This is a genomic window from Xanthomonas sp. WHRI 7064 (assembly GCF_040202355.2).
Classification (GTDB): domain Bacteria; phylum Pseudomonadota; class Gammaproteobacteria; order Xanthomonadales; family Xanthomonadaceae; genus Xanthomonas; species Xanthomonas arboricola.
In genome coordinates this window covers 4021163-4042208 of the sequence record NZ_CP167821.1, presented here as the reverse complement: position 1 = coordinate 4042208, position 21046 = coordinate 4021163, and the positions used below count along the sequence as shown (strand labels likewise).

The following is a 21046-nucleotide window of genomic DNA, read 5'->3' as shown; positions in this document are numbered from 1 at the left end:
GCGATCTCTCCGCACACCGATTCCCAATTCCCAACTCCGCGCGGCGCCCGGCGCCGCGCCCTCACACTCGGCCGAACACCAGCGCCGCGTTGGTGCCGCCGAAGCCGAAGCTGTTGGACATCACCGTGTTCAACGTGGCGTCCTGGGTCTGTCGCAGGATCGGAAAGCCTTCGGCGCGCGGGTCGAGTTCATCGATATGCGCCGAGCCGGCCATGAAGCCGTCGCGCAGCATCAGCAGGCTGTAGATCGCCTCGTGCACGCTGGCCGCGCCCAAGGAATGGCCGGACAGCGCCTTGGTCGAGGACAGCGGCGGGACGTTGTCGCCGAACACCTCGCGCACCGCGCCCAGCTCGGTCACATCGCCCAGCGGCGTGGAGGTGCCATGCGTGTTGAGGTAGTCGATCGGCTGCGTCAGGCCCTGCATGGCCATGTGCATGCAGCGCACCGCACCTTCGCCGCTGGGCGCGACCATGTCGGCGCCATCGGAGGTCACGCCATAGCCGAGCAGTTCGGCATGGATGCGTGCGCCGCGCGCGATGGCGTGGTCGTAGTCTTCCAGCACCAGCATGCCGCCGCCGCTGCCGATGACAAAGCCGTCGCGCTGCGCATCGTAGGGCCGCGAGGCCACTGCGGGGCGATCGTTGAAGCCGGTGGACAGCGCGCCCATCGCATCGAACATCACGCTCATGGTCCAGTGCAGTTCTTCGCCGCCGCCGGCGAACATCACATCCTGCGCGCCGTGCCGGATCAGGTCCGCGGCCGCGCCGATGCAATGCGCCGAGGTCGCACACGCGGCCGACAGCGAATAGCTCAGGCCACGGATCTTGAACGCGGTCGCCAACGAAGCGGAGACCGACGAACACATCGTGCGCGGCACCATGTACGGGCCGACCTTGCGCACGCCACGGTTGCGCAGCAGATCGGCGGTTTCCACCTGCCACTGGCTGGATCCGCCACCGGAGCCGGCAATCAGGCCGGTGCGCAGGTCGCTGACCTGCTCGGCATCCAGTCCGGCATCGGCGATCGCATCGCGCATGGCCAGATAGGCGTAGGCCGAGGCATCGCCCATGAAGCGTTTGAGCTTGCGGTCGATCAGGCTGTCCAGATCCAGCGCCACCGCACCGCCGACCTGGCTGCGCAGGCCGGCGTCGGCATGATCGGGCAATGCGGTGATGCCCGAGCGGCTCTCGCGCAAGGCGCTGGAGACGGTGTCCAGATCATTGCCCAGGCAGGAAGTGATGCCCATTCCGGTGACGACGACGCGACGCATCAGAAATTCTCCGTTGAAGTGAACATGCCCACGCGCAGATCGTTGGCCGTGTAGATTTCGCGCCCGTCCACCAGCATGCGTGCATCGGACTGCGCCATCACCAGCTTGCGGTTGATCACGCGGCTGATATCGATTTCGTAACTGACCAATTTGGCGCTCGGCAGCACCTGGCCGGTGAACTTGACCTCGCCGCAGCCCAGCGCGCGGCCGCGGCCTGCTGCGCCGATCCAAGTGAGGAAGAAGCCGGTCAGCTGCCACATCGCGTCCAGGCCCAGGCAGCCGGGCATCACCGGGTCGTCGATGAAGTGGCAGCCGAAGAACCACAGGTCCGGGCGCACGTCGAGTTCTGCGCGGATCAGGCCCTTGCCATGCGCGCCGCCGCTGTCGTTGATCTCGGTGATGCGGTCGAACATCAGCATCGGGTCGTTGGGCAGGCGGGCACTGTCGGGTCCGAACAATTCCCCGCGCGCGCTGGCCAGCAATTGGTCGCGCGAGTACGCACTTTGACGAGTCATGACGAACGTTTCCTGCAAGAAGCGAAAGGCGAGGCCGGCAAGGGTGCATGAGGGCGCGCGGTTCAATCAAACGTTTTATCCGTACGCATGCGTGCTGTTTTCAGCCGGTTGCGCAGTGTGGCAAGCATGTGTTGCAGACAGGATCCAGAGCAGATGACAGCATTCAGCGGGACACGGTCAGGCATGCCTGCTCGGCGTGGATCGGCGCACGGACAGGTGCAGCAGAGCGTCCCGCCAGCGCTTGCGTCCGTTCGCGTCCGGGCGTGCGCGATGGCGCGGCGCAAGGCGTGAGACGCGGCTGATTTATCATGGTCCGACGTTTTCGGAGAGATGCCAGCTTGATGCGCAAGATCGTGCACGTGGACATGGATGCGTTCTACGCGTCCGTGGAGCAACGTGACGATCCATCGCTGCGCGGCAAGCCGGTGGTGGTGGCCTGGCGCGGTGCGCGCTCGGTGGTGTGCGCGGCCTCGTACGAAGCGCGCACCTATGGCATCCGTTCGGCCATGCCGGCGCTGCGTGCCGAGCGCCTGTGTCCGGATGCGGTATTCGTGCCGCCGGATTTTGCGCGCTACAAGGCGGTGTCGCGGCAGGTGCGCGAGATCTTCCATCGCCACACCGATCTGGTCGAGCCGCTGTCCCTGGACGAGGCCTATCTGGATGTCACGCAGGCCAAGACCGGCATGCAGCTGGCCACCGAAATCGCGCAGTTGATCCGCAGCCAGATCCGCGAGGAAACCCAGCTCACCGCATCGGCCGGCATCGCACCGAACAAGTTCCTGGCCAAGATCGCCTCGGACTGGCGCAAGCCCGACGGGCAGTTCGTCATCGCGCCCAGTCGTGTCGATGCATTCCTGCTGCCGCTGCCGGTGAACCGCATTCCCGGCGTGGGCAAGGTGATGGATGGCAAGTTGGCGGCGTTGGGGATCGTCACCGTCAGCGATCTGCGGCTGCGTCCCCTGGAAGAGCTGCAAGCGCATTTCGGCAGCTTCGGGCAGAGCCTGTACCGCCGCGCACGCGGCATCGACGAGCGCCCGGTCGAGCCGGATCAGGAGGTGCAATCGGTGTCCTCGGAAGATACCTTCAGCGAGGACATCGCGCTGGAGGCACTGGATCCGCACATCCTGCGCCTGGCCGAAAAGACCTGGCTGGCCACGCGGCGTACCGAGCGCATCGGGCGCACCGTGGTTCTCAAGTTGAAGACCTCCAACTTCCGCATCCTGACCCGCTCGTACACGCCAGATCAGCCACCGGCTTCGCTGGAGGCATTGGCGGAGATCGCGCTGGCGCTGACCAGGCGCGTGGAGTTGCCCGATGACACGCGCTATCGCCTGGTCGGGGTGGGATTGAGCGGTTTCAGCGACGCGGAAGAGGGCGCGGTGCAGGGCGAGTTATTTGGCGACATGCCGCCGGCGCAGTGAGTGCGGGGCGGCATGGCTGCTGCACCGCGGCCGCGGCGTGCGGTGCATGCAGCGATGACTGCAGCCACGCATGTATCGAGGCTGGCATCGGCTGTTCGCATCGCGCCACGGTGACGCGCCCTGAATCCCGCAGCTCGTACACTGCAGGCCGCTCCCCCAACGAGACTGTGCGCATGTTTCCGTATCCGCTGGTGATCTTCGACCTGGATGGCACGCTGGTGGACAGCGCACCCAATATCGCCGAAGCGCTCAATGCCACCTTGCAGGAACTCGGGCTGCAGCAGTTCAGCGAGGCGACGATCCGCAGCTGGATAGGTGAAGGCGTGCACGTGCTGCTTGCCACCGCCTTGCGCGAAGCCGGCGGCACCCACGATGCCGATACCGAGATGCCGCTGATGATGCGCCACTACCAGGCCAGCCTGCTGCACAACCCGCAGCTGTATCCCGGTGTTGCCGAGGCATTGGCCGGCCTGCGCGAGGCCGGCGCCACGCTGGCGCTGTGCACCAACAAGCCCGCGCGCTTCATCGCGCCGCTGCTGGAGCACCTGGGCATCGCTGCGTATTTCAGCAGCGTGCTCGGCGGCGATTCGCTGCCGCAGCGCAAACCCGATGCGGCGCCGCTGCTGCACCTGGCTAAACAGTTCGGGCACACACCGCAGCAATGCCTGATGGTCGGCGATTCGGCCACCGATGCGGCTGCTGCAAACGCCGCGGCAATGCCGCTGGCAATGGTGCGTTACGGCTATCTGCGCGGCTTCGATGTGCAGAGCGCCGGTGCCGTGGCCATCATCGATGACATGCGGCAATTGCTGGCGCTGAAGTAAGACGCGCAGTGTTGCCAGCGCGGGTGCAGGCATCGCCCGCACGGCGGTGAAGCAACCAATACCACCATCGGCTGGCTGCGTTTGTCGCCTTGAATGAAGGCCTTTCGCACGCTGGTCGCCTCGTCGGCCAGCTAACGCGTACTGTTCCCCACCGGTGCGCGGCATTGGTGACGTCTGCGCTGCCGGAAGCGGCAATGCCTGCGTGCGGCCGTGCCAGCGCAGCGTTCCGATTTGAGAATGAATCGCATCTGTGTAGAATGCGCGGACACGCTTGACTGCGTCAGCGCCGCGCACGCGCGTCGGGCGCGGCGCTGCATGCATCACCCCCATCGTGTCACCTCAAGCCGTCGCCAGAGGTCCATCTCCTGTCGAGAGGTTTGAGAATGTCCGCATCACGCCGGTCATGGATGTCTGCGCCTGCACGTCGTCCCGTGTTGTCCCACCGTCAGCTGGTGCTGGCCATTGCTCTCGGTTGCGGCAGCTGCATCTGCAGCGCATCCGCCGAAGATGTTGCAGCCGAGCCGCAGTCGCTGGACACCGTGCACGTCACCGCCGCGCAGATCGCACGCCAGGCCCTGGGGTCATCGGTGATCACCGCCGAAGACATCGAACGGCGCCCACCGGTCAACGATCTGTCGCAGTTGCTGCGCACCATGCCGGGCGTCAACCTCACCGGCAATAGCGCCTCCGGCCAGTACGGCAACAACCGCCAGATCGATCTGCGCGGCATGGGCCCGGAAAACACGCTGATCCTGGTCGACGGCAAGCCGGTGGGATCGCGCGATGCGGTGCGCATGGGCCGCAGCGGCGAGCGCAATACGCGCGGCGACACCAACTGGGTACCGGCCGAAGCGGTGGAGCGTATCGAAGTGCTGCGCGGCCCGGCCGCGGCACGTTACGGATCCGGTGCCTCCGGCGGTGTGGTCAACATCATCACCAAGAAGCCCACCGGCGATCTGACCGGCTCGATGACGGTGTTCGGCCTGGTGCCGCAGCACAGTGCCGAAGGCGGTGGCCAGCGTGCCGGCTTCCAGCTCAGCGGGCCGCTGAGCGACACGTTCTCGTTCCGCCTGTACGGGAACCTCAACAAGACCGATCCGGATTCGCTGGAACTCAATCGCCGCTTTGCCAGCAGTGCCGCCGCGGTGCCGCCGGCCGGGCGCGAGGGCGTGCGCAACAAGGACATCAATGGCCTGCTGCGCTGGGATCCGATGGAAGGCCAGGTGATCGAACTCGATGCCGGCTTCAGCCGCCAGGGCAATCTGTACGCCGGTGATCGTGCGGTCAGCGCCGATGGCCTGGCCGGTGCCGATCTGGGCGCACTGTTCGGCAGCGAAACCAACACCATGATCCGCCGCACAGCCTCGCTGACCCATCGCGGCACTTGGGCGCTCGGCACCTCGCGCCTCACCGCCGCCTATGAAGGTACCGACAATACCCGCCTCAACGAAGGCCTGGCCGGCGGACCGGAAGGCTCCATTGCCGCCAGCCTGCTCAATTCCACTGCTACGCTCGACAACCTCAACATCGACGGCGAGTTCAACATGCCGTTGCAGGCCTGGGCCGAGCAGGTGCTGACGCTGGGTTTCGAGCGCCGCCAGAGCCGCCTCAGCGATGCGTATTCGATGTCACAGACGGTGAGCGCCGGCGGCGGTTTTCCCGGTCTTGCCAACGGCACGCGCAGCCCGCGCAGCGAGGCCACGCTCAGCGCGGTGTATCTGGAAGACAACATCTATGCCAGTGAGCGGCTGACGCTCACGCCCGGTGTGCGACTGGATCACCACAGCCAGTTTGGCAACAACCTCAGCCCCAGCCTCAACGTGCAGTACAAACTCAGCGACGACTGGTTGCTCAAGGGCGGCATCGCGCGCGCCTTCAAGGCGCCCAACCTGTATCAGTCCAACGCCAATTATCTGTATTACACACGCGGCAATGGCTGCCCGGTGCTGTTCCCCAATCTTGGTTCGGGCTGCTATATCCAGGGCAACGACAACCTCGATCCAGAGACCAGCATCAACAAGGAGATCGGCATCGAGTGGGCACCGCAAACCGGTCACCACGCCTCGCTGACGTACTTCCATAACGCCTACGACAACAAGATCGTCGCCGGCATGACGCCGGTCGGTGTCACCGCCGACCGGCGCGGGCAGGTGTTCCAGTGGACCAATGCATCGGAAGCGATCGTGCAGGGCGTGGAAGGCAATCTCACGTTGCCGCTGCTGGGCGAGCAGGGCCGCGAGCTGAAGTGGAACACCAATGTCACCTACATGATCGAGAACAAGAATACCGCGACCGATCAACCGCTGTCGGTGATCCCGGAATACACCGTCAACACCACGCTGGATTGGCAGCCGACCCAGGCCTTGTCGCTGCTGCTCACCGGGACCTTCTACGGCAAGCAGGAGTCGGCCACGCAATCGAGCACCAGCGGCGGTGCCATCGCCCCCGACACGCGCGACCCTTACGATCTGTGGGGCGTCAGTGCGCGTTACCGGATCACCCGCAAGGTCAGCGTGGGCGTCGGTGTGGACAATCTGTTCGACACCCGTCTGTTCCGCGAAGGCACCAATAACACCGGCGGCGCGACGGGTGCAGCCACCTACAACGAACCCGGGCGCGCGTATTGGGCGAGCCTGAGTTTCGGTTTCTGACAGCGACGCGGCGCCGCGTGCGAACGTGCGCGCCGCAACAGGAGAGTGCAATGACCCGACAGCATCGTTGGCGGCTTGGGTGTGCCGCTGCGCTGATGTGGATCGCCGGCGCTGTGCCGGCGTTCGCACAGCCGGACCTGAGCCGCACGATCGGCAGCACCGTCGCCGATCGTCCCAGTGCCTCGTATGTGTTCAGCGCGTTGCGCCTGGATTCGGCCGATGGCCAGCGCCATTACCGTGTGCGCATCGCCACCCCCAAAGCTGCGCCGCCGGCTGCGGGGTATCCGGTGGTGTATCTGCTGGATGGCAATGCCGCGCTGATGGAGCTGGATGAGCGCCTGCTCGACAGCCTGTCTATCCGAGGCGATGCGCCGGTGTTGGTGTTCATCGCCGACGACAGCGCATTGCGCATCGATGCGGTGGGGCGCAGCCTGGACTACACGCCTGCGCGCTACAGCGACGGGCGGGTGGAAACCGATCCGCTCGACCCGCAGCGTAGAACTGGCGGTGCGGCGGCGTTCGCGCAGCTGATCGCCACACGCATCCGCCCGCAGGTGGAAGTGCGCGTGGCAGTGGACCGTCAGCGACAGACCTTATGGGGCCATTCGTATGGCGGATTGTTCGTGCTGCAGGTGTTGCTGACGCAGCCGCAGCTGTTCCAGCACTACGTCGCGGTCGATCCGTCGCTGTGGTGGGGCGATGGGTTTGTCGTCCAGCAGGCGCAGCGTGTGGTCGACCATGCACGGGAGGGTTTGGCAGGCACGCAGCCATCCAGGCGTCGGCTGACGCTGATGGCAGGCGAGGGCGGACCATCGGCGAACAAGGCAAAACCGGATCGCCCGGGGCGGCCGCGCGCAGATCCACAGGCCGCACAACGTCTCGTTGCGCTGCTGTCGTCGTTACCCGGCCTCACCGCCGACTATCAACCGCTGCCAGGCCTTAGCCATGGCCAGACGTTGGGCGCATCGCTTGCGCCAACGTTGCGGGATGCAGCGACGCGTCGATGACGTCCCATCAAGCAGGCGTTCGAGGAGAACCCGCTCGACAAGCACGCTGCTGCGGATCGCAGTGTTGATGCCGCACGCATGCAGCGGTGACACCTCGGCGTAGGCACTCAATCGTCGCGCGTGTCGCTCTGGTCCGCAGTGTCGTCGTCTGCTTGGCCGATCTCGCCGTGCGTATCGTCGTTGTCGGCGCGTGCGTAGTGCACGGTTTCCACCGGCCCACCGACCGCGCGGCCGCGCACCGGCAACAGCGCGCTGGCTGCCTCGTATTCGGCCAGCAAGGCATGCCGGCGCGCTTCCGGCACATCCTGCCAATGGCAGTCGGTCAACGCGCCTTCCAGCGAATACAGCAGGTTGAGGCTGGGCTTGAAGCCGGCGCGGCGCACTTTGACGAATGCGCCCACCGCGCCCACCGCCTGCAGATCCTGCTGCGTGCGCAGGCCGACCTGGCGCAGCCACGCCGCACTTTTCGGGCCGATGTTGCGCAGCCGTTCGGTGGTCACGTCAGCGCGCCGACAAAGATCTGGGCAATGGCTTCCAGGCCGCGCTGATCGTCGGCGTCGAAGCGATCCAGCTCCGGGCTGTCCAGATCCAGCACGCCGATCAGCGCATCGCCCTTGACCAGCGGAATCACCAGCTCCGAGCGCGAGGCCGAATCGCAGGCGATATGCCCGGGGAAGGCATCCACGTCGGCAATGCGCTGACTCTGCCGGGTACTGGCAGCCGCGCCGCACACGCCCTTGTCCAGCGGAATGCGCACGCAGGCCGGCAAGCCCTGGAACGGCCCCACCACCAGCTCGCGGCCGTCGTAGAAATAGAAGCCGGCCCAGTTGAGCGACGGCAACGCATTGAAGATCAGTGCGGCCAGGTTGGCGGCATTGGCGATCCGGTCCGGCTCGCCATGCACCAGGGCCTGGGCCTGGGCGGTGAGCTGGGCGTATTGTTCCGGCTTGCTGCCGGTCAGCGAAGAGGTTGCGAACATGGCCGAAGTTTAGCAGCGGCCATCCGCAGCGGCATTGCGACTCAGCCGCGCGTTCGGATCCGCACGCTATGCTGCGCGCCCCCACGGCAACCGCGGCGCGGCCGCAGGAACACACGCATGCAGCTTCCGGCGTTGTATGTCACCGGCACCGACACCGGCATCGGCAAGACCATGGCCAGCACCGCGCTGCTGCACGCACTGCGCAGACAGGGCCACACGGCGGTCGGCATGAAGCCGGTGGCCAGCGGTTGCGAGCACACACCGCAGGGCTGGCGCAACGAGGACGCGCTGGCGCTGCAGGCCGCCAGCGCCCCGCAACCCGATTACGCCACCCTCAATCCCTATGCCTTGCCGGCACCGCTGGCGCCGGAACTGGCCGCCGCCGATGTCGGCGTGACCCTGTCGCTGGAGCCGATCGCCCAGGCCTTCGCGCAATTGCGCGCGCGGGCCGAGGTGGTGGTGGTGGAAGGTGTCGGCGGATGGGCTGCGCCCTTAAGCGCCGATCTGGACCAGGCCGATCTGGTGCGTGCGCTCAAGCTGCCCGTGGTGCTGGTGGTCGGCATCCGGCTGGGCTGCATCAATCACGCGCGCCTGAGCGCCGCGGCGATCGCTGCCGACGGGCTGGACTGCGTCGGCTGGATCGCCAACGAGGTCGACCCGCAGATGGAGCGCATCGAGGAGAACATCGGCATGCTGCGCCAGCGCCTGGCGATGCCGTGCTGGGGCCGGATCGGCTGGCGGCCGGGCGCCGATGCCGCGGCGCAGTCGCTGGGGCTGCACGTGCCGGTCTAAGTGACGTTGGCTATCTGGCGACCGCGTCACTGCGACGCGGATCGCCAGATGCCGTCCCAGCCTTGCGCGCCGCCGGGGACTCGCTCTGCGTCCCGGCGTTTCCAGTGCACCTGCGCCGCGATAGCACCTGGTCGGATTGGCAGCACCGCAATGCGCAGACAATAAAAAAGCCCGACAGAGGGAGGGATCTGTCGGGCCGGATTGCATGGGGGGAGGGACCCATGCAAAGACGCTGAATTTTTTGTTGGCGCTTACGCGCGCCGGGTCTTGCCTTTGGTTGTCTGCTCGCTGTTGGCCTCGAACTGCTGCTTGGCCAGTTGGCCGAGCGCATCGGATGCCTTCAATCCCAGTCCGACCACTTCCTGATTCACCGAGGCCAGCCGTTCCAGGTTGTCGCGGGCCAGTTGCAGCCCCTTCGGCCAGAGCGTCTGGTAGGCGCCAAGGTCGCGGGCCTGGGCAAACTCACCGAAGAAGCTGGTGGTCGCACTGACGTTGCGTTCGAGCGTCTTCAGCTGCAGGCCAAACGCGTTTTCCGCGTGTTCCATCGCCAACTGGTTGGCGCGTGCCGCTGCAGAAGCAAAGCTGTTGAAGCCGTTTTCGAACTGCGCCGACATTGCGAACCCCTTGGGGAAGGCTGTGACCGTTGTTGCGTTGCAGCATACGCGGATATTGCTGCGATGCAACACGTTTGCTGAAAATTTCCGAAATCGCCTCAAAAGCCTTTTGGAATCAATCCATTATCCCCGCCGTAAAAACGACAAGACCGCCCTGGAGGCGGCCTTGCGTCACACCACTGCGCTGCGCGATCAGCCGCGATAGCGGCAGCCGGAGGTGCAGGTTTCATGCACCACGATCTCGCTCAGCTGCGGCAGCGCCGGCTTGAGCTGGTCCCAGATCCAGATCGCCAGCCGCTCGCTGGTCGGGTTTTCCAGTCCCTCAATGTCATTGAGGTAGTGGTGGTCCAGGCGGTCGTAGATCGGTTGGAAGGCGGCCTTGATGTCGCCGAAATCCATGATCCAGCCGGTCTCGGCGCCGGGTTCGCCGCTGACATGCAGCTCGACCCGGAACGAATGCCCGTGCAGGCGGGCGCACTTGTGGCCGGGCGGCACATTGGGAAGCCGGTGCGCGGCTTCGAGCGTAAAGACTTTGAAGATATCCATGCGCGCCATTGTAAGTGCGCCGGTGCCTGCCGGGCTGACCCGATCGCGGCGACACAGCGTCTCTGCGCCCTGGCGTGGCATCCGCAACGCGGGGTGGTCGCGTTGCGCCGGAGCGCCGCGCCCGGTCGCCCGCACAAAGTGCGATGCGCGCTCTACCGCGTCCGGCCAGCGGCGTGTGTCACGGCGCGTCATATCTCTATGCAGATCTGTAATTTTTGTTAATCGATTGCGCATGGCCCACTGCAAAACCCCCATTCATGGATGCCGTGCGTGAAGCGCCCGATGCCTTATCTGCTGTCTGCTGCCGTTCTGTCGGCGCTGATTCCCCTTGCCCATGCCGACGACGCGACAGCCGACACGGGCAAGACCCTGGCCACCGTCAGCGTCACCGGCTCCAATATCAAGCGCACCGACAGCGAAGGCCCGAACCCGGTGCAGGTGATCGACCGCCAGCAGCTGGAGCAGTCCGGCAAGGTCACCGTGGCCGACGCGCTGCGCTCGATCTCGGCCAATACCGGCAACGCCACCAACGAAACCACCAACAACGGCTGGGCGTCCGGCTCGGCGGGCATTGGCCTGCGCGGGCTGTCGCAGAAGAACACCCTGGTGCTGCTCAACGGACGCCGCCTGGCCAACTACGGCTTTCCCGCCAATGGCCTGGGCGACACCTTCGTCAACCTCAACGCCTTGCCGCTGGTGGCGGTGGAACGCATCGAAGTGCTCAAGGACGGCGCCTCTGCCGTGTACGGCTCCGATGCGGTGGCCGGCGTGGTCAACATCATCACCCGGCAGGATTTCCAGGGCGCCGAGCTGGGCTTGAGCGGCGGCACCTCCGATCAGGGCGGCATGGATACCCAGCGCGCCAAGTTCATCGGCGGCATCGGCGATCTTGACCGCGACGGCTACAACATCCTTTTCAGTTTCGACGCCTACAACCGCGACCGGCTGGATCAGGACCAGCGCGCGCTGACCCGCTCGGGCATCTACACCGACCTGCCCGGCGGGCGCTGGAACGGCTGGTCGGCCAAGGGCGCGCGCTATCTGGTCGGCGGCCGCTCGGTGCCGATGCTGGATGCGCAAGGCAACTGCCCCGCCGGCACCGTACTCACCGCCAGCGCGCCGATCGACGGCCTGGCCGGCGACACCTGCGGCTTCAACCAGGCCCCGTTCACCACGCTGATTCCCTCGACCAAGCGCTATCAGGCCTACACCAACGCCACCTTCCGGCTCAGCGACAATGTCGAAGCGTTCGGCGAGGCGCTCTACAGCGAGGTCAAGGGCGTGTCGATCTTCGGCTCCAGCCCGTACTTCACCCTGGAAGGCGGCCGCTTCGCCTTGAACGCCAGCAGCGGGCTGGCCGAGCCGGTGTCCAACCTGTTGCCGGCCTCCAGCCCGTACAACCCGTACGGCACCGCGGTGCCGATCGAATACACCTTTTTCGACCTGGGCCAGACAGTCAAAACCAATCGCTCGCAGTCCTACCGCTTTCTCGGCGGCGTGCGCGGCAAGACCGAACGCTGGAATTGGGAGGCGGCTGCATTCGCCGCACGCAGCACCGAGCACGAAACCGTGTCCGGTGGCTTCGCCAACCGCTTCACGCTGGCGCAGGCGCTGGCCGATGGCAGCTACAACCTGCTCGACCCGTCCGCCACGCCGCAGTCGGTGATCGATGGCATCAACCTCAGCACGCTGCGCCCGGCGCAATCGACGCTGCGCGGCGTCGATGCCAAGGTCTCCGGCAACCTGTTCGAGCTGCCGGCCGGCAGCGTCGGGTTCGCTGCCGGCGCCGAGTGGCGGCAGGAGGAACTGGTCTCGCACAATCCCTGGCAGATCGACCAGGGCCTGCAGATCCGCCCCGCGATTGCCGCGGTGGATGGCGAGCGCAGGGTGTCGGCGCTGTATGCCGAGGTCAACCTGCCGCTGCTGCGATCGCTGGAACTGCAGCTGGCCGGGCGGGGCGACCACTACAGCGATTTCGGCGAGGCGTTTTCGCCCAAGGCCAGCCTGCGCTGGCAACCGCTGGACGCCGTGCTGGTGCGCGCGGCCGCCTCGCGCGGCTTTCGCGCACCGTCATTGTCGGAAAATGCGGCCAGCACCAACATCTCCTACGGCTCGGTGGTCGACCCGTTCGATCCGGACGTGCCGGGCTCGCGCCAGAACCCGACCTTCTTCACCGTCGGCAACACCGCGCTCGAGCCCGAGCGCACGCGCAGCTACAACCTGGGCGTGGTGCTGTCGCCGTGGGCCGACACCAGCCTGAGCGTGGACTGGTACAAGATCGAACTGGAGAATCTGGTCGGCACCGGCAACAACGCCACCATCGTGCAGAACAACAACCCGGCCGACGTGATCCGCAACGAGCGCGGCACGCTGGTGGCGGTGTACAACCGCTACCAGAACCTCAGCGAGCTGACGACCTCGGGGATCGATGTCGAACTGCGCCAGCGCTGGCGCACCGAGGCAGCCGGCAACTTCGGCCTCAATACCGCCTACACCCATGTGCGCGATTACCGCCGCCCTACCGTGGTCGGTGGCCCGTTGCAGGATTACGCCGGCAGCAATCTCGGCCCGTCGCTGCCACGCAACAAGGCCACCACCACGCTGGACTGGAACCTGGGCACCGTCAGCGCCGCACTGACCTGGTACTACACCGGCGGCTACGACCAGAAGGCCAGCGCTGCGGCCACTGCCGTGCAATCGCGCGTGGGCGACTACAACCAGTTCGACCTGTATCTGGGTTACACCGGCATCGACAAGCTGACCCTGTACGCCAAGATCGAGAACCTGGCCGACAAGCAACCGCCGGTCGATGCCTCGTTCCCGGGCATTCGTGCGCCTTACGACTTCACCCAATACGACCTGCGCGGGCGTTATTTCACCGTGGGCCTGGACTATCGATTCTGATCGGAATACGCACGGCCCATGCACACCCGTGCGATGGTGCGTGCGTGCTCCAGCGTGCTGTCTCAACCCAATCGCCATTCGCCCCCGGACACTTTCCAAGGAACTCCGATGACGTCTTCGCCGCATGCCTGGCTGCTCGCCCTGGCCTTTGTCGCACCTTGCCTCGCTGCCCAACCTGCGGCCCAACCCGTTGCGCTGCCGGGTTATGACGCCGCTGCCGCACAGGCGCAGCGCGCGCTGGAAGCGCGTTTCGATAGCGGCCTGAAGGACGCCGATTATCGCGGTTGGTTGAAGCAATGGTCGTCGGCGCCCAATCACGTTGGTTCGCCGCATAACCTCGAGAACGCGCGCGATCTGCAAACGCGCTTGCGCGGCTACGGGTGGGATGCGCGCATCGAGACCTTTGAGGTGCTGTGGCCCTCGCCCAGGAGCTCGCAGCTGGAATTGCTCGGCCCCAAGCCGTATGTCGCGCGTCTGAAGGAGCCGCCGCTGCCGGGCGACAGCACCTCCACCCAGACCGAAAACGTGCTGCCACCGTATGTGATCTACGGCGGCAACGGCGATGTCACCGGCGATCTGGTCTACGTCAATTACGGCATCGCCGAAGACTACGAAGCGCTGGCGCGCAATGGCGTGGATGTGCGCGGCAAGATCGTCATCGCCCGCTACGGCAAGGGCTGGCGCGGACTCAAGCCGCGGCTGGCGCAGGAGCATGGCGCGATCGGCGCGATCATCTATTCCGATCCGCGCGACGACGGTTATTTTCAGGATCGGGCGTATCCGGATGGCCCGGCGCGCAATCAATGGAGCGTGCAGCGCGGCTCGGTCGCCAATTTCGCGATCTATCCCGGCGATCCGCTGACCCCGGGCGTCGGCGCCAGCAAGGGCGCCAAACGCCTGAAGATCGACCAGGCCGGCAGCGTGTTGAAGATCCCGACCCTGCCGATCAGTTGGGGCGATGCGCAGCCCTTGCTGGCCGCGCTGGGCGGGCCGGTGGCACCGGAGGACTGGCGCGGCGCGCTGCCGATCACCTACCGCATCGGCGGCGACGACACCGCGCGCGTGCATCTCAAGGTGGATGCGGAGTGGGGCAGCAAGACCATCTACAACGTCATCGCCACCCTGCGTGGCAGCGAGTATCCGGACCAGTGGGTGGTGCGCGGCAATCACCGCGACGGCTGGGTGTTCGGTGCGGCCGATCCGCTCTCGGGTACCACCGCCTTGCTGGCCGAAGCCAAGGCGATCGGTGAGCTGGCCAAGCAGGGGCAGCGCCCCAAACGCACGCTCGTCTACGCCAGTTGGGACGGCGAGGAGGCCGGCCTGCTCGGCTCCACCGAATGGGCCGAACAGCACGCCGACGAACTGCGCCGCAAGGCGGTGCTGTACGTCAACACCGACGGCAACGGGCGCGGCTTTCTCAATGCCGGCGGCAGCCATGCGCTGCAACGCCTGGTCAACGGCGTGGCGGCGGATCTGCGCGACCCCGACAGCGGCGTGAGCGTGCTCGAACGGCAACGCGCCCGTGCCCGCATCGACGCGCTGGCACCCACCGCCAAGCCGGCGCAAAAAGACATTGCGAAGCAGCTCGCGGCCGGCGGCGACGTGCCGCTGAAGGCACTCGGCTCGGGCAGCGACTACAGCCCGTTCCTGCAGCATCTGGGGCTGACCACGCTGGATCTGGGCTATGGCGGGCAGGGCGGCGGCAGCGGTGTCTATCACTCGCTGTATGACTCCTACGATTATTTCGCGCGCTACATCGACCCGGACTTCAGCTATCTGCCGCTGTTGTCGCAGACGGTCGGCCGCACGGTGCTGCGCGTCGCCAACGCGCCGGTGTTGCCGCAACGCTTCGGCGACTTCGCCGACGCGGTGGCCGGCTACGCGCAGGAGCTCAAGCAGCAGGCCGACAGCGACCGCACTGCCGCCCGCACCCAGGCCGAGTTGTTGCAGGCCGGTGCCTATGCCGCGGTCGATAACCCGAACCGGCCGCAACGCGCCCTCGAGCCGAAAGCCGCGGTGCCGCAGATCGACTTCGCCGCACTGGATCAGGCCATTACTCGCCTGCAAACCAGTGCCAGACGCTATGACGATGCGCTGGCATCGCGCGGCGTCGGGTTGGATGCACGCGTACGCGGCAAGCTCAATGCCTCGCTACAACGCATCGATCAGACCCTGCTGGCCGAAGGCGGTCTGCCGGGGCGGCCGTGGTACCGGAACCTGATCTACGCGCCCGGCCTGGCCACCGGATACGAGGTCAAGACCTTGCCCGGCATCCGCGAAGCGCTGGAAGACCGGCGCTGGGAGGATCTGAATGCCTACATCGTGCAGACCGCCGCGGTGCTGGATCGGTATCGCGAGGCGATCGATCGCAATACCGCGTTGATCGAGGGCTAGGCGAGCGACGAACGGTGGTTGCTTGCGCAGCCACCCGTCATTCCTAGGGATCGCTGTATAACTGCGGCTATCTTTGGATGGCACGCACGAGGCTCGGGCGCCATCTCCTTCGCGCTGCATCACGCGTATCGCCTGAACTGCGCCCACAAAAAAGCCGCCCCGAAGGGCGGCTTTTTCAATTCACTTCAAGCCGCGGCGCCGGCCAAAACCAGCGCGCAGGCGTCAGCGCGAGCCGCCCGGACGCTGACCGCCACGGCCACCATCGCGACGGCCTGCACCGGCACCGGCGGCAACACCGGCCTGACGCGGACCGCTGCTGCGCTGGCCACCCGGCTTCTTCGGGCCGGCATGCGCATGCGCCTGACGCGGTGCATCGCCATGCGGACGACGGGCGTGGCTCTTGCGCGGGGCGCGATCGCCACCCGGCTGCTCGGCACGACCCGGCGCGCTATTGCCCCAACGGATCGGGGTCTGCGGCTCGTAACCCGGCACGTCGCGGATTTCCACGTCGCGGCCCAGCATGCGCACGATCTGGCGCAGCAGCTTGGCTTCGTCCTGCGCCACCAGCGAGATCGCCTCGCCGGTGGAACCGTTACGGCCGGTGCGGCCGATGCGGTGCACGTAATCCTCGGCCACCATCGGCAGGTCGTAGTTGATGACCTTGGGCAGCTGGTCGATGTCGATGCCGCGTGCGGCGATATCGGTGGCCACCAGCACGGTCACGCGGCCGGCCTTGAAGTCGCTCAGCGCGCGCATGCGCTGGCCCTGGCTCTTGTTGCCATGGATCGCCGCGGTCTTGATGCCGGACTTTTCCAGGAACAGCGCCAGCTTGTCGCTGCCGTGCTTGGTGCGGGCGAACACCAGGGTCTGCTCGCGGCTGTCCTGTGCCAGCAGGTGCAGCAGCAGGTCGCGCTTGCGCGCGCCATCGACCGGGTGCACGCGGTGGGTGATGCTCTCGGCCACGGTGTTGCTCGGGGTGACCTGGATCTGCATCGGGTTGCGCATGAACTCCAGCGCCAGCTGCTTGATGTTCTCTTCGAACGTTGCCGAGAACAGCAGGGTCTGACGGTCCTGGCGCGGCAGCTTGGTCAGGATGCGCTTGATCGACGGCAGGAAGCCCATGTCGAGCATGCGATCGGCTTCGTCCAGGATCAGCACTTCGATGCCGGACAGATCCACGCTGCGACGCTCGATATGGTCGATCAGCCGGCCCGGGCAGGCGATCAGCAGGTCCACGCCGCGACGCAGGGTATCGAGCTGGTTGCCCATGCCCACGCCGCCGTAGATCACCGCGCTCGGGATGCGCAGGTACTTGCTGTAGCCGCGCAGGCTGTCGTGCACCTGGGTGGCCAGCTCGCGGGTAGGGGTCAGGATCAGCGCGCGCGGCTTGCGCGGGCCGTTGACCGGCTGCGGCGAGGTGCCCAGGTGCTGCAGCAACGGCAGGCCGAACGCGGCGGTCTTGCCGGTACCGGTCTGTGCGCCGGCCAGCAGGTCATGCCCTGCCAACACCAGCGGGATGGCCTGCTGCTGGATCGCAGTGGGGGTTTCGTAGCCCTGCTCGGCCAACGCGCGCAGCAGGAAGGGCGCCAGGCCCAGGGATTCAAAAGACATCAGGAAGCTCCAAGTAAAGCGTCGCCGCCAGGCCAGGCCCGGAGCGCAAACGCATTGCAGATGCAAAAAAGTGAGGCTCGGAGCGTTCCCGTGAACCGCGCTGCGAGATGGTGGAACAACCCAATCAAGACGCGATGGGTTTGTCGGCACCACGAAAGGCGTCGGGTGGGGCGGGCGAGCGGATCGATCGATCCTGGCCTCGCCGGCTGTCCCTAAGGGAAACGGACGGCCGCATGCAGACCGGGCCAGTGTACGCGCGTTTGGCGCGCTGCACAAAAGGCGAGTTCATCGGTTGGGCTACGGGTCAGTTGTTTCAGTTGCAACCACTGTTGCGGCAGGCCGTACAATCGACCGATCAGCCACAGCACAGGACGGTCATGAAGCTAGGTTCCCTGAAGGAAGGCGGCCGCGATGGCTGCCTGATCGTGGTCGGGCGCGACCTGCGCACCGCGGTCCGCGCCACCGGCATCGCGCCCACGCTGCAGCGCGCGCTGGAAGACTGGAGCAATGTCGCGCCGCGCCTGAATGCCTTGTCGGCCTCGCTCAACGAGGGCAGCGCCGATGGCGTGTTCGATCTGGATCTGCAGGCGCTGGCCGCACCGTTGCCGCGCGCCTACGAGTTCGTCGACGGCAGCGCCTACCTGCCGCACGTGGAGCGCGTGCGCCGTGCGCGCAATGCCGAGGTGCCGGAAAGCTTCTACACCGACCCGCTGATGTACCAGGCCACCAGCGCCGGGTTCTACGGCCCGCGCGATGCGATCAAGGTGATCAGCGAAGACCACGGCATCGATCTGGAGGCAGAACTGGTGGTGATCACCGACGATGTGCCGATGGGCGCCTCGCCCGAGCAGGCCGCCGCGCATATCCAGCTGGTCGGCCTGGTCAACGACGTGTCGCTGCGCAACCTGATCCCGGCCGAGCTCGCCAAGGGCTTCGGCTTCGTGCAGTCCAAGCCGCGCTCGGCGCTGTCGCCGGTGTTCGTCACCGTGGATGAACTGGACGAGGCCTGGCGCGACAACAAGGTGCACCTGCCGCTGGTCACCCACGTCAATGGCGCCTGGTTCGGCGCGCCGGAAGCCGGCAACGACATGCAGTTCGACTTCGCCCAGCTGATCGCCCACGCCGCCAGGACGCGGCCGCTTTCGGCCGGCACCATCGTCGGCTCCGGCACCATCGCCAACCAGGACACCACGCTGGGCGCCTCGTGCTTTGCCGAGCAGCGCGTGGTGGAAACCCTGCGCGACGGCACCCCGAGCACGCCGTTCCTGTCCTTCGGCGACGTGGTGCGGATCGAGATGTTCGCTGCCGATGGCGCCAGCATCTTCGGTGCGATCGAACAGCGCGTCGAACGTCAGCCGCTGCCATGACATCGGCAAGGGCGTCTGCACAACACGGCATGCGAGGCCGGGCATGAGCGCGCCACTGGAACTGTTCTCGTACTGGCGCTCCAGTGCCGCGTATCGCGTGCGCATCGGCCTGCACCTGAAGGCGCTGGCCTACCTCGCGCATCCGGTGCATCTGGTGCGCGACGGCGGCGAGCAGCATGCACCCGTCTACGCGCAGCTCAACCCGCAGGAACTGGTGCCCACGTTGCGGCACGGCGCGGTGGTGATTCCGCAGTCGCTGGCGATCCTGGAGTATCTGGAAGACGCGTTCCCGGACAGCGCGCGGCTGCTCCCCGCCGCGCCGGCCGCGCGCGCCCGCGTGCGCGCCCTGGCGCAGGTGATCGCCTGCGACGTGCACCCGCTCAACAACCTGCGCGTCACCCAGTTTTTCGAGCGCGAATGGCAACGGGATGCCGCGCAGCGCCAGCAATGGACACGGCACTGGATGCAGCGTGGCTTTGCGGCGCTGGAAGCGCAGTTGGCCGGTGACCCGCATGCCGGCAGGTTCTGCCACGGCGACACGCCGGGCCTGGCCGATTGCCTGCTGATCCCGCAGCTCTACAATGCGCGCCGTTTCGACGTCGATCTGACGGCGTATCCGATCCTGCAGCGCATCGAACAGGCCTGCCTGGCATTGCCGGCATTCGCTGCGGCGCGGCCGGAAATGCAGGCCGACGCGGTGCCGGCCTGATCGGCGGCAGGCGTGTGCCTGGTGCGGGGGCACATCCGCGTCGAACTAGCAGCCCGGGCAGGGCAGGTACCGGTAGCGAGCGGTTGTCGGCCGGCTGGGCGGCGCGCAGGCGGGCGGGCTGTCTCCGCGCACTGGGCATCGGCCGCGCTCGCGGCACTCATGGGTTGATCGGAGCTAGCTGCTGCGCTGTTCCAACCGTGCGCACCGCTCGTACGCCGGCAACGGCGCTGCGCAATCCGCCGCTCCGGGCAAGTGCGCGGCAATAGCGCGCACTTGCCAATGATCAGATAAAGCCGTGGCTGATCTTCGGCGCTGCTGCCGTTTCGTAATCCGCGTACGGGTCGTGCTCGCCGGAGCCGCCCTCGGACAAGCGGAACTTCAGCGCCAGGCCATCGCGCGAGTCGGCCGCGCGCAGCGCTTCCTCCTGCTCGATTTCGCCGGACTTGACCATGCGGAACAGGCATTGGTCGAAGGTCTGCATGCCTTCTTCCAGCGATTCCTCCATCGCCTGCTTGACCTCGTGCACCTGGCCGCGGCGCAGCAGGTCGCGGATCATCGGCGTATTGAGCAGCACTTCGGTCGCCGGCCGGCGGCGTCCGTCCACGCCCTTGACCAGGCGCAGCGACACCACGGCGCGCAGGTTCAGCGCCAGGTTCATCAGCACGTTCTTGTGCGCGCTCTCGGGGAAGAAATTGAGGATGCGCTCGATGGTCTGGTCGGCATTGTTGGAGTGCAGCGTCGCCAGGCACAGGTGGCCGGTCTCGGCGAAGGCGATCGCCGCCTCCATGGTCTCGGCATCCAGGATCTCGCCGATCAGGATCACGTCCGGCGCCTCGCGCATCGCGTTTTTCAGCGCGCTCTGGAAGGCGTGCGTGTCCAGGCCCACCTCGCGCTGGTTCACGATCGACATCTTGTGCTTGTGCAGATATTCGATCGGGTCCTCGATGGTGAGGATGTGCCCGGTGGTGGTGCTGTTGCGGTGGTCGATCATCGAGGCCAGCGAGGTCGACTTGCCCGAGCCGGTCGAGCCGACCACCAGCACCAGCCCGCGCGGGGTCATGATGACGTCCTTGAGCACCTGCGGCAGGTTGAGCTCTTCGATGCTGGGGATCCGGCTGCGGATGGCGCGGATCACCATGCCCACCTCGCCGCGCTGCTTGAACACGTTCACGCGGAAGCGCCCGGCGTCGGACAGGGCAATGGCCATGTTGAGCTCCAGCTCGCGCTCGAACTGCGGTACCTGGCCTTCGTCCATCAATGAATAAGCGATTTTCTTGACCATTCCCGGCGGCAACCCCGTATTGCCGAGCGGGTAGAGCTTGCCTTCGATCTTGATGTACACCGGTGCGCCGGTGGTCAAGAACATGTCCGAGGCATTCTTTTCGGTCATCAGCTTCAGGAAGTAGCCGATATCCATGCGCAATGGTTCCCCAACAAACGGC

The 21046-nt window shown here is 66.4% G+C and carries 17 protein-coding genes; 9 read left to right on the top strand and 8 right to left on the bottom strand.

The features are described 5' to 3' along the window. Window positions 1–61: 61 nt before the first annotated feature. Both fabB and fabA read right to left on the bottom strand, forming a co-directional pair. Window positions 62–1270, bottom strand: a complete 1209-nt coding sequence (fabB, locus tag ABQY74_RS17100) for a beta-ketoacyl-ACP synthase I (RefSeq protein ID WP_024938384.1) — start codon at window positions 1268–1270, stop codon at window positions 62–64. Then, on the bottom strand, window positions 1270–1785 hold the full coding sequence (gene fabA / locus ABQY74_RS17095; protein ID WP_039522501.1) for a 3-hydroxyacyl-[acyl-carrier-protein] dehydratase FabA: 516 nt from the start codon (window positions 1783–1785) through the stop codon (window positions 1270–1272). Before fabA ends, fabB begins: the two co-directional genes overlap by 1 nt. Before the next feature lie 341 nt (window positions 1786–2126). On the opposite strand from fabA, the gene dinB reads away from it, so the two are divergent. From dinB to ABQY74_RS17075, 4 genes are all read left to right on the top strand, one after another. Next, complete coding sequence (gene dinB, locus ABQY74_RS17090; RefSeq protein WP_039525307.1) at window positions 2127–3206, top strand: DNA polymerase IV; 1080 nt, start codon at window positions 2127–2129, stop codon at window positions 3204–3206. Between the two features lie 173 nt (window positions 3207–3379). After that, entirely contained in the window at window positions 3380–4030 is a 651-nt protein-coding gene (locus ABQY74_RS17085) for a phosphoglycolate phosphatase (protein ID WP_104555215.1), read from the top strand. A 407-nt stretch (window positions 4031–4437) separates the two neighbouring features. Further along, on the top strand, window positions 4438–6681 hold the full coding sequence (locus ABQY74_RS17080) for a TonB-dependent siderophore receptor (protein WP_349792455.1): 2244 nt from the start codon (window positions 4438–4440) through the stop codon (window positions 6679–6681). A gap of 95 nt (window positions 6682–6776) precedes the next feature. Next, the gene (locus ABQY74_RS17075) at window positions 6777–7688 is read left to right on the top strand and encodes an alpha/beta hydrolase (protein WP_372470101.1); all 912 of its coding nucleotides are present in this window, start codon (window positions 6777–6779) and stop codon (window positions 7686–7688) included. 107 nt (window positions 7689–7795) lie between these two features. Here the strand turns inward: ABQY74_RS17075 and ABQY74_RS17070 are convergent, their stop codons facing one another. Both ABQY74_RS17070 and ABQY74_RS17065 read right to left on the bottom strand, forming a co-directional pair. Continuing rightward, complete coding sequence (locus ABQY74_RS17070) at window positions 7796–8188, bottom strand: TfoX/Sxy family protein (RefSeq protein ID WP_349792451.1); 393 nt, start codon at window positions 8186–8188, stop codon at window positions 7796–7798. Then, window positions 8185–8667: a GAF domain-containing protein gene (locus ABQY74_RS17065; protein ID WP_024938377.1), complete on the bottom strand. Its 483-nt coding sequence runs from the start codon at window positions 8665–8667 to the stop codon at window positions 8185–8187. The genes ABQY74_RS17070 and ABQY74_RS17065 overlap by 4 nt, the downstream gene beginning before the upstream one ends. 117 nt (window positions 8668–8784) lie before the next feature. Between ABQY74_RS17065 and bioD the strand changes: the two genes are divergently transcribed. After that, the gene (bioD, locus tag ABQY74_RS17060; protein ID WP_349792449.1) at window positions 8785–9459 is read left to right on the top strand and encodes a dethiobiotin synthase; all 675 of its coding nucleotides are present in this window, start codon (window positions 8785–8787) and stop codon (window positions 9457–9459) included. 251 nt (window positions 9460–9710) lie between these two features. On the opposite strand, the gene ABQY74_RS17055 is transcribed toward bioD, so the two are convergent. Both ABQY74_RS17055 and queD read right to left on the bottom strand, forming a co-directional pair. Further along, window positions 9711–10073 (bottom strand): phasin family protein, encoded by a 363-nt coding sequence (locus ABQY74_RS17055; protein ID WP_104595045.1) that lies wholly within the window; start codon window positions 10071–10073, stop codon window positions 9711–9713. A 192-nt stretch (window positions 10074–10265) separates the two neighbouring features. Then, window positions 10266–10619, bottom strand: a complete 354-nt coding sequence (gene queD / locus ABQY74_RS17050) for a 6-carboxytetrahydropterin synthase QueD (RefSeq protein WP_024938374.1) — start codon at window positions 10617–10619, stop codon at window positions 10266–10268. A 282-nt stretch (window positions 10620–10901) separates the two neighbouring features. Here queD and ABQY74_RS17045 point away from each other — a divergent pair, with 282 nt between their 5' ends. Next, window positions 10902–13523: a TonB-dependent receptor gene (locus ABQY74_RS17045; protein WP_349792447.1), complete on the top strand. Its 2622-nt coding sequence runs from the start codon at window positions 10902–10904 to the stop codon at window positions 13521–13523. 108 nt (window positions 13524–13631) lie between these two features. Beyond that, window positions 13632–15917 carry a transferrin receptor-like dimerization domain-containing protein gene (locus ABQY74_RS17040; protein WP_349792445.1) on the top strand — a complete coding sequence of 762 codons (2286 nt, stop codon included), beginning with the start codon at window positions 13632–13634 and terminating at the stop codon, window positions 15915–15917. Window positions 15918–16139: 222 nt separating this feature from the next. Here the strand turns inward: ABQY74_RS17040 and ABQY74_RS17035 are convergent, their stop codons facing one another. Then, entirely contained in the window at window positions 16140–17528 is a 1389-nt protein-coding gene (locus ABQY74_RS17035; protein ID WP_039525325.1) for a DEAD/DEAH box helicase, read from the bottom strand. Between the two features lie 308 nt (window positions 17529–17836). Between ABQY74_RS17035 and ABQY74_RS17030 the strand changes: the two genes are divergently transcribed. Continuing rightward, the gene (locus ABQY74_RS17030; RefSeq protein WP_349792443.1) at window positions 17837–18895 is read left to right on the top strand and encodes a fumarylacetoacetate hydrolase family protein; all 1059 of its coding nucleotides are present in this window, start codon (window positions 17837–17839) and stop codon (window positions 18893–18895) included. Between the two features lie 43 nt (window positions 18896–18938). After that, on the top strand, window positions 18939–19604 hold the full coding sequence (gene maiA / locus ABQY74_RS17025; protein WP_102253389.1) for a maleylacetoacetate isomerase: 666 nt from the start codon (window positions 18939–18941) through the stop codon (window positions 19602–19604). 283 nt (window positions 19605–19887) lie between these two features. Here maiA and ABQY74_RS17020 read toward each other — a convergent pair whose 3' ends face one another. Further along, window positions 19888–21021: a PilT/PilU family type 4a pilus ATPase gene (locus ABQY74_RS17020; RefSeq protein WP_016900968.1), complete on the bottom strand. Its 1134-nt coding sequence runs from the start codon at window positions 21019–21021 to the stop codon at window positions 19888–19890. Between the last annotated feature and the right edge of the window lie 25 nt (window positions 21022–21046).

Coding starts and splice junctions, on each gene's coding strand:
- fabB (WP_024938384.1), bottom strand. CDS start 1,270: ATGCGTCGCGTCGTCGTCACCGGAATGGGCATCACTTCCTGCCTGGGC.
- fabA (WP_039522501.1), bottom strand. CDS start 1,785: ATGACTCGTCAAAGTGCGTACTCGCGCGACCAATTGCTGGCCAGCGCG.
- dinB (WP_039525307.1), top strand. CDS start 2,127: ATGCGCAAGATCGTGCACGTGGACATGGATGCGTTCTACGCGTCCGTG.
- ABQY74_RS17085 (WP_104555215.1), top strand. CDS start 3,380: ATGTTTCCGTATCCGCTGGTGATCTTCGACCTGGATGGCACGCTGGTG.
- ABQY74_RS17080 (WP_349792455.1), top strand. CDS start 4,438: ATGTCTGCGCCTGCACGTCGTCCCGTGTTGTCCCACCGTCAGCTGGTG.
- ABQY74_RS17075 (WP_372470101.1), top strand. CDS start 6,777: ATGTGGATCGCCGGCGCTGTGCCGGCGTTCGCACAGCCGGACCTGAGC.
- ABQY74_RS17065 (WP_024938377.1), bottom strand. CDS start 8,667: ATGTTCGCAACCTCTTCGCTGACCGGCAGCAAGCCGGAACAATACGCC.
- bioD (WP_349792449.1), top strand. CDS start 8,785: ATGCAGCTTCCGGCGTTGTATGTCACCGGCACCGACACCGGCATCGGC.
- ABQY74_RS17055 (WP_104595045.1), bottom strand. CDS start 10,073: ATGTCGGCGCAGTTCGAAAACGGCTTCAACAGCTTTGCTTCTGCAGCG.
- queD (WP_024938374.1), bottom strand. CDS start 10,619: ATGGATATCTTCAAAGTCTTTACGCTCGAAGCCGCGCACCGGCTTCCC.
- ABQY74_RS17045 (WP_349792447.1), top strand. CDS start 10,902: ATGCCTTATCTGCTGTCTGCTGCCGTTCTGTCGGCGCTGATTCCCCTT.
- ABQY74_RS17040 (WP_349792445.1), top strand. CDS start 13,632: ATGACGTCTTCGCCGCATGCCTGGCTGCTCGCCCTGGCCTTTGTCGCA.
- ABQY74_RS17035 (WP_039525325.1), bottom strand. CDS start 17,528: ATGTCTTTTGAATCCCTGGGCCTGGCGCCCTTCCTGCTGCGCGCGTTG.
- maiA (WP_102253389.1), top strand. CDS start 18,939: ATGAGCGCGCCACTGGAACTGTTCTCGTACTGGCGCTCCAGTGCCGCG.
- ABQY74_RS17020 (WP_016900968.1), bottom strand. CDS start 21,021: ATGGATATCGGCTACTTCCTGAAGCTGATGACCGAAAAGAATGCCTCG.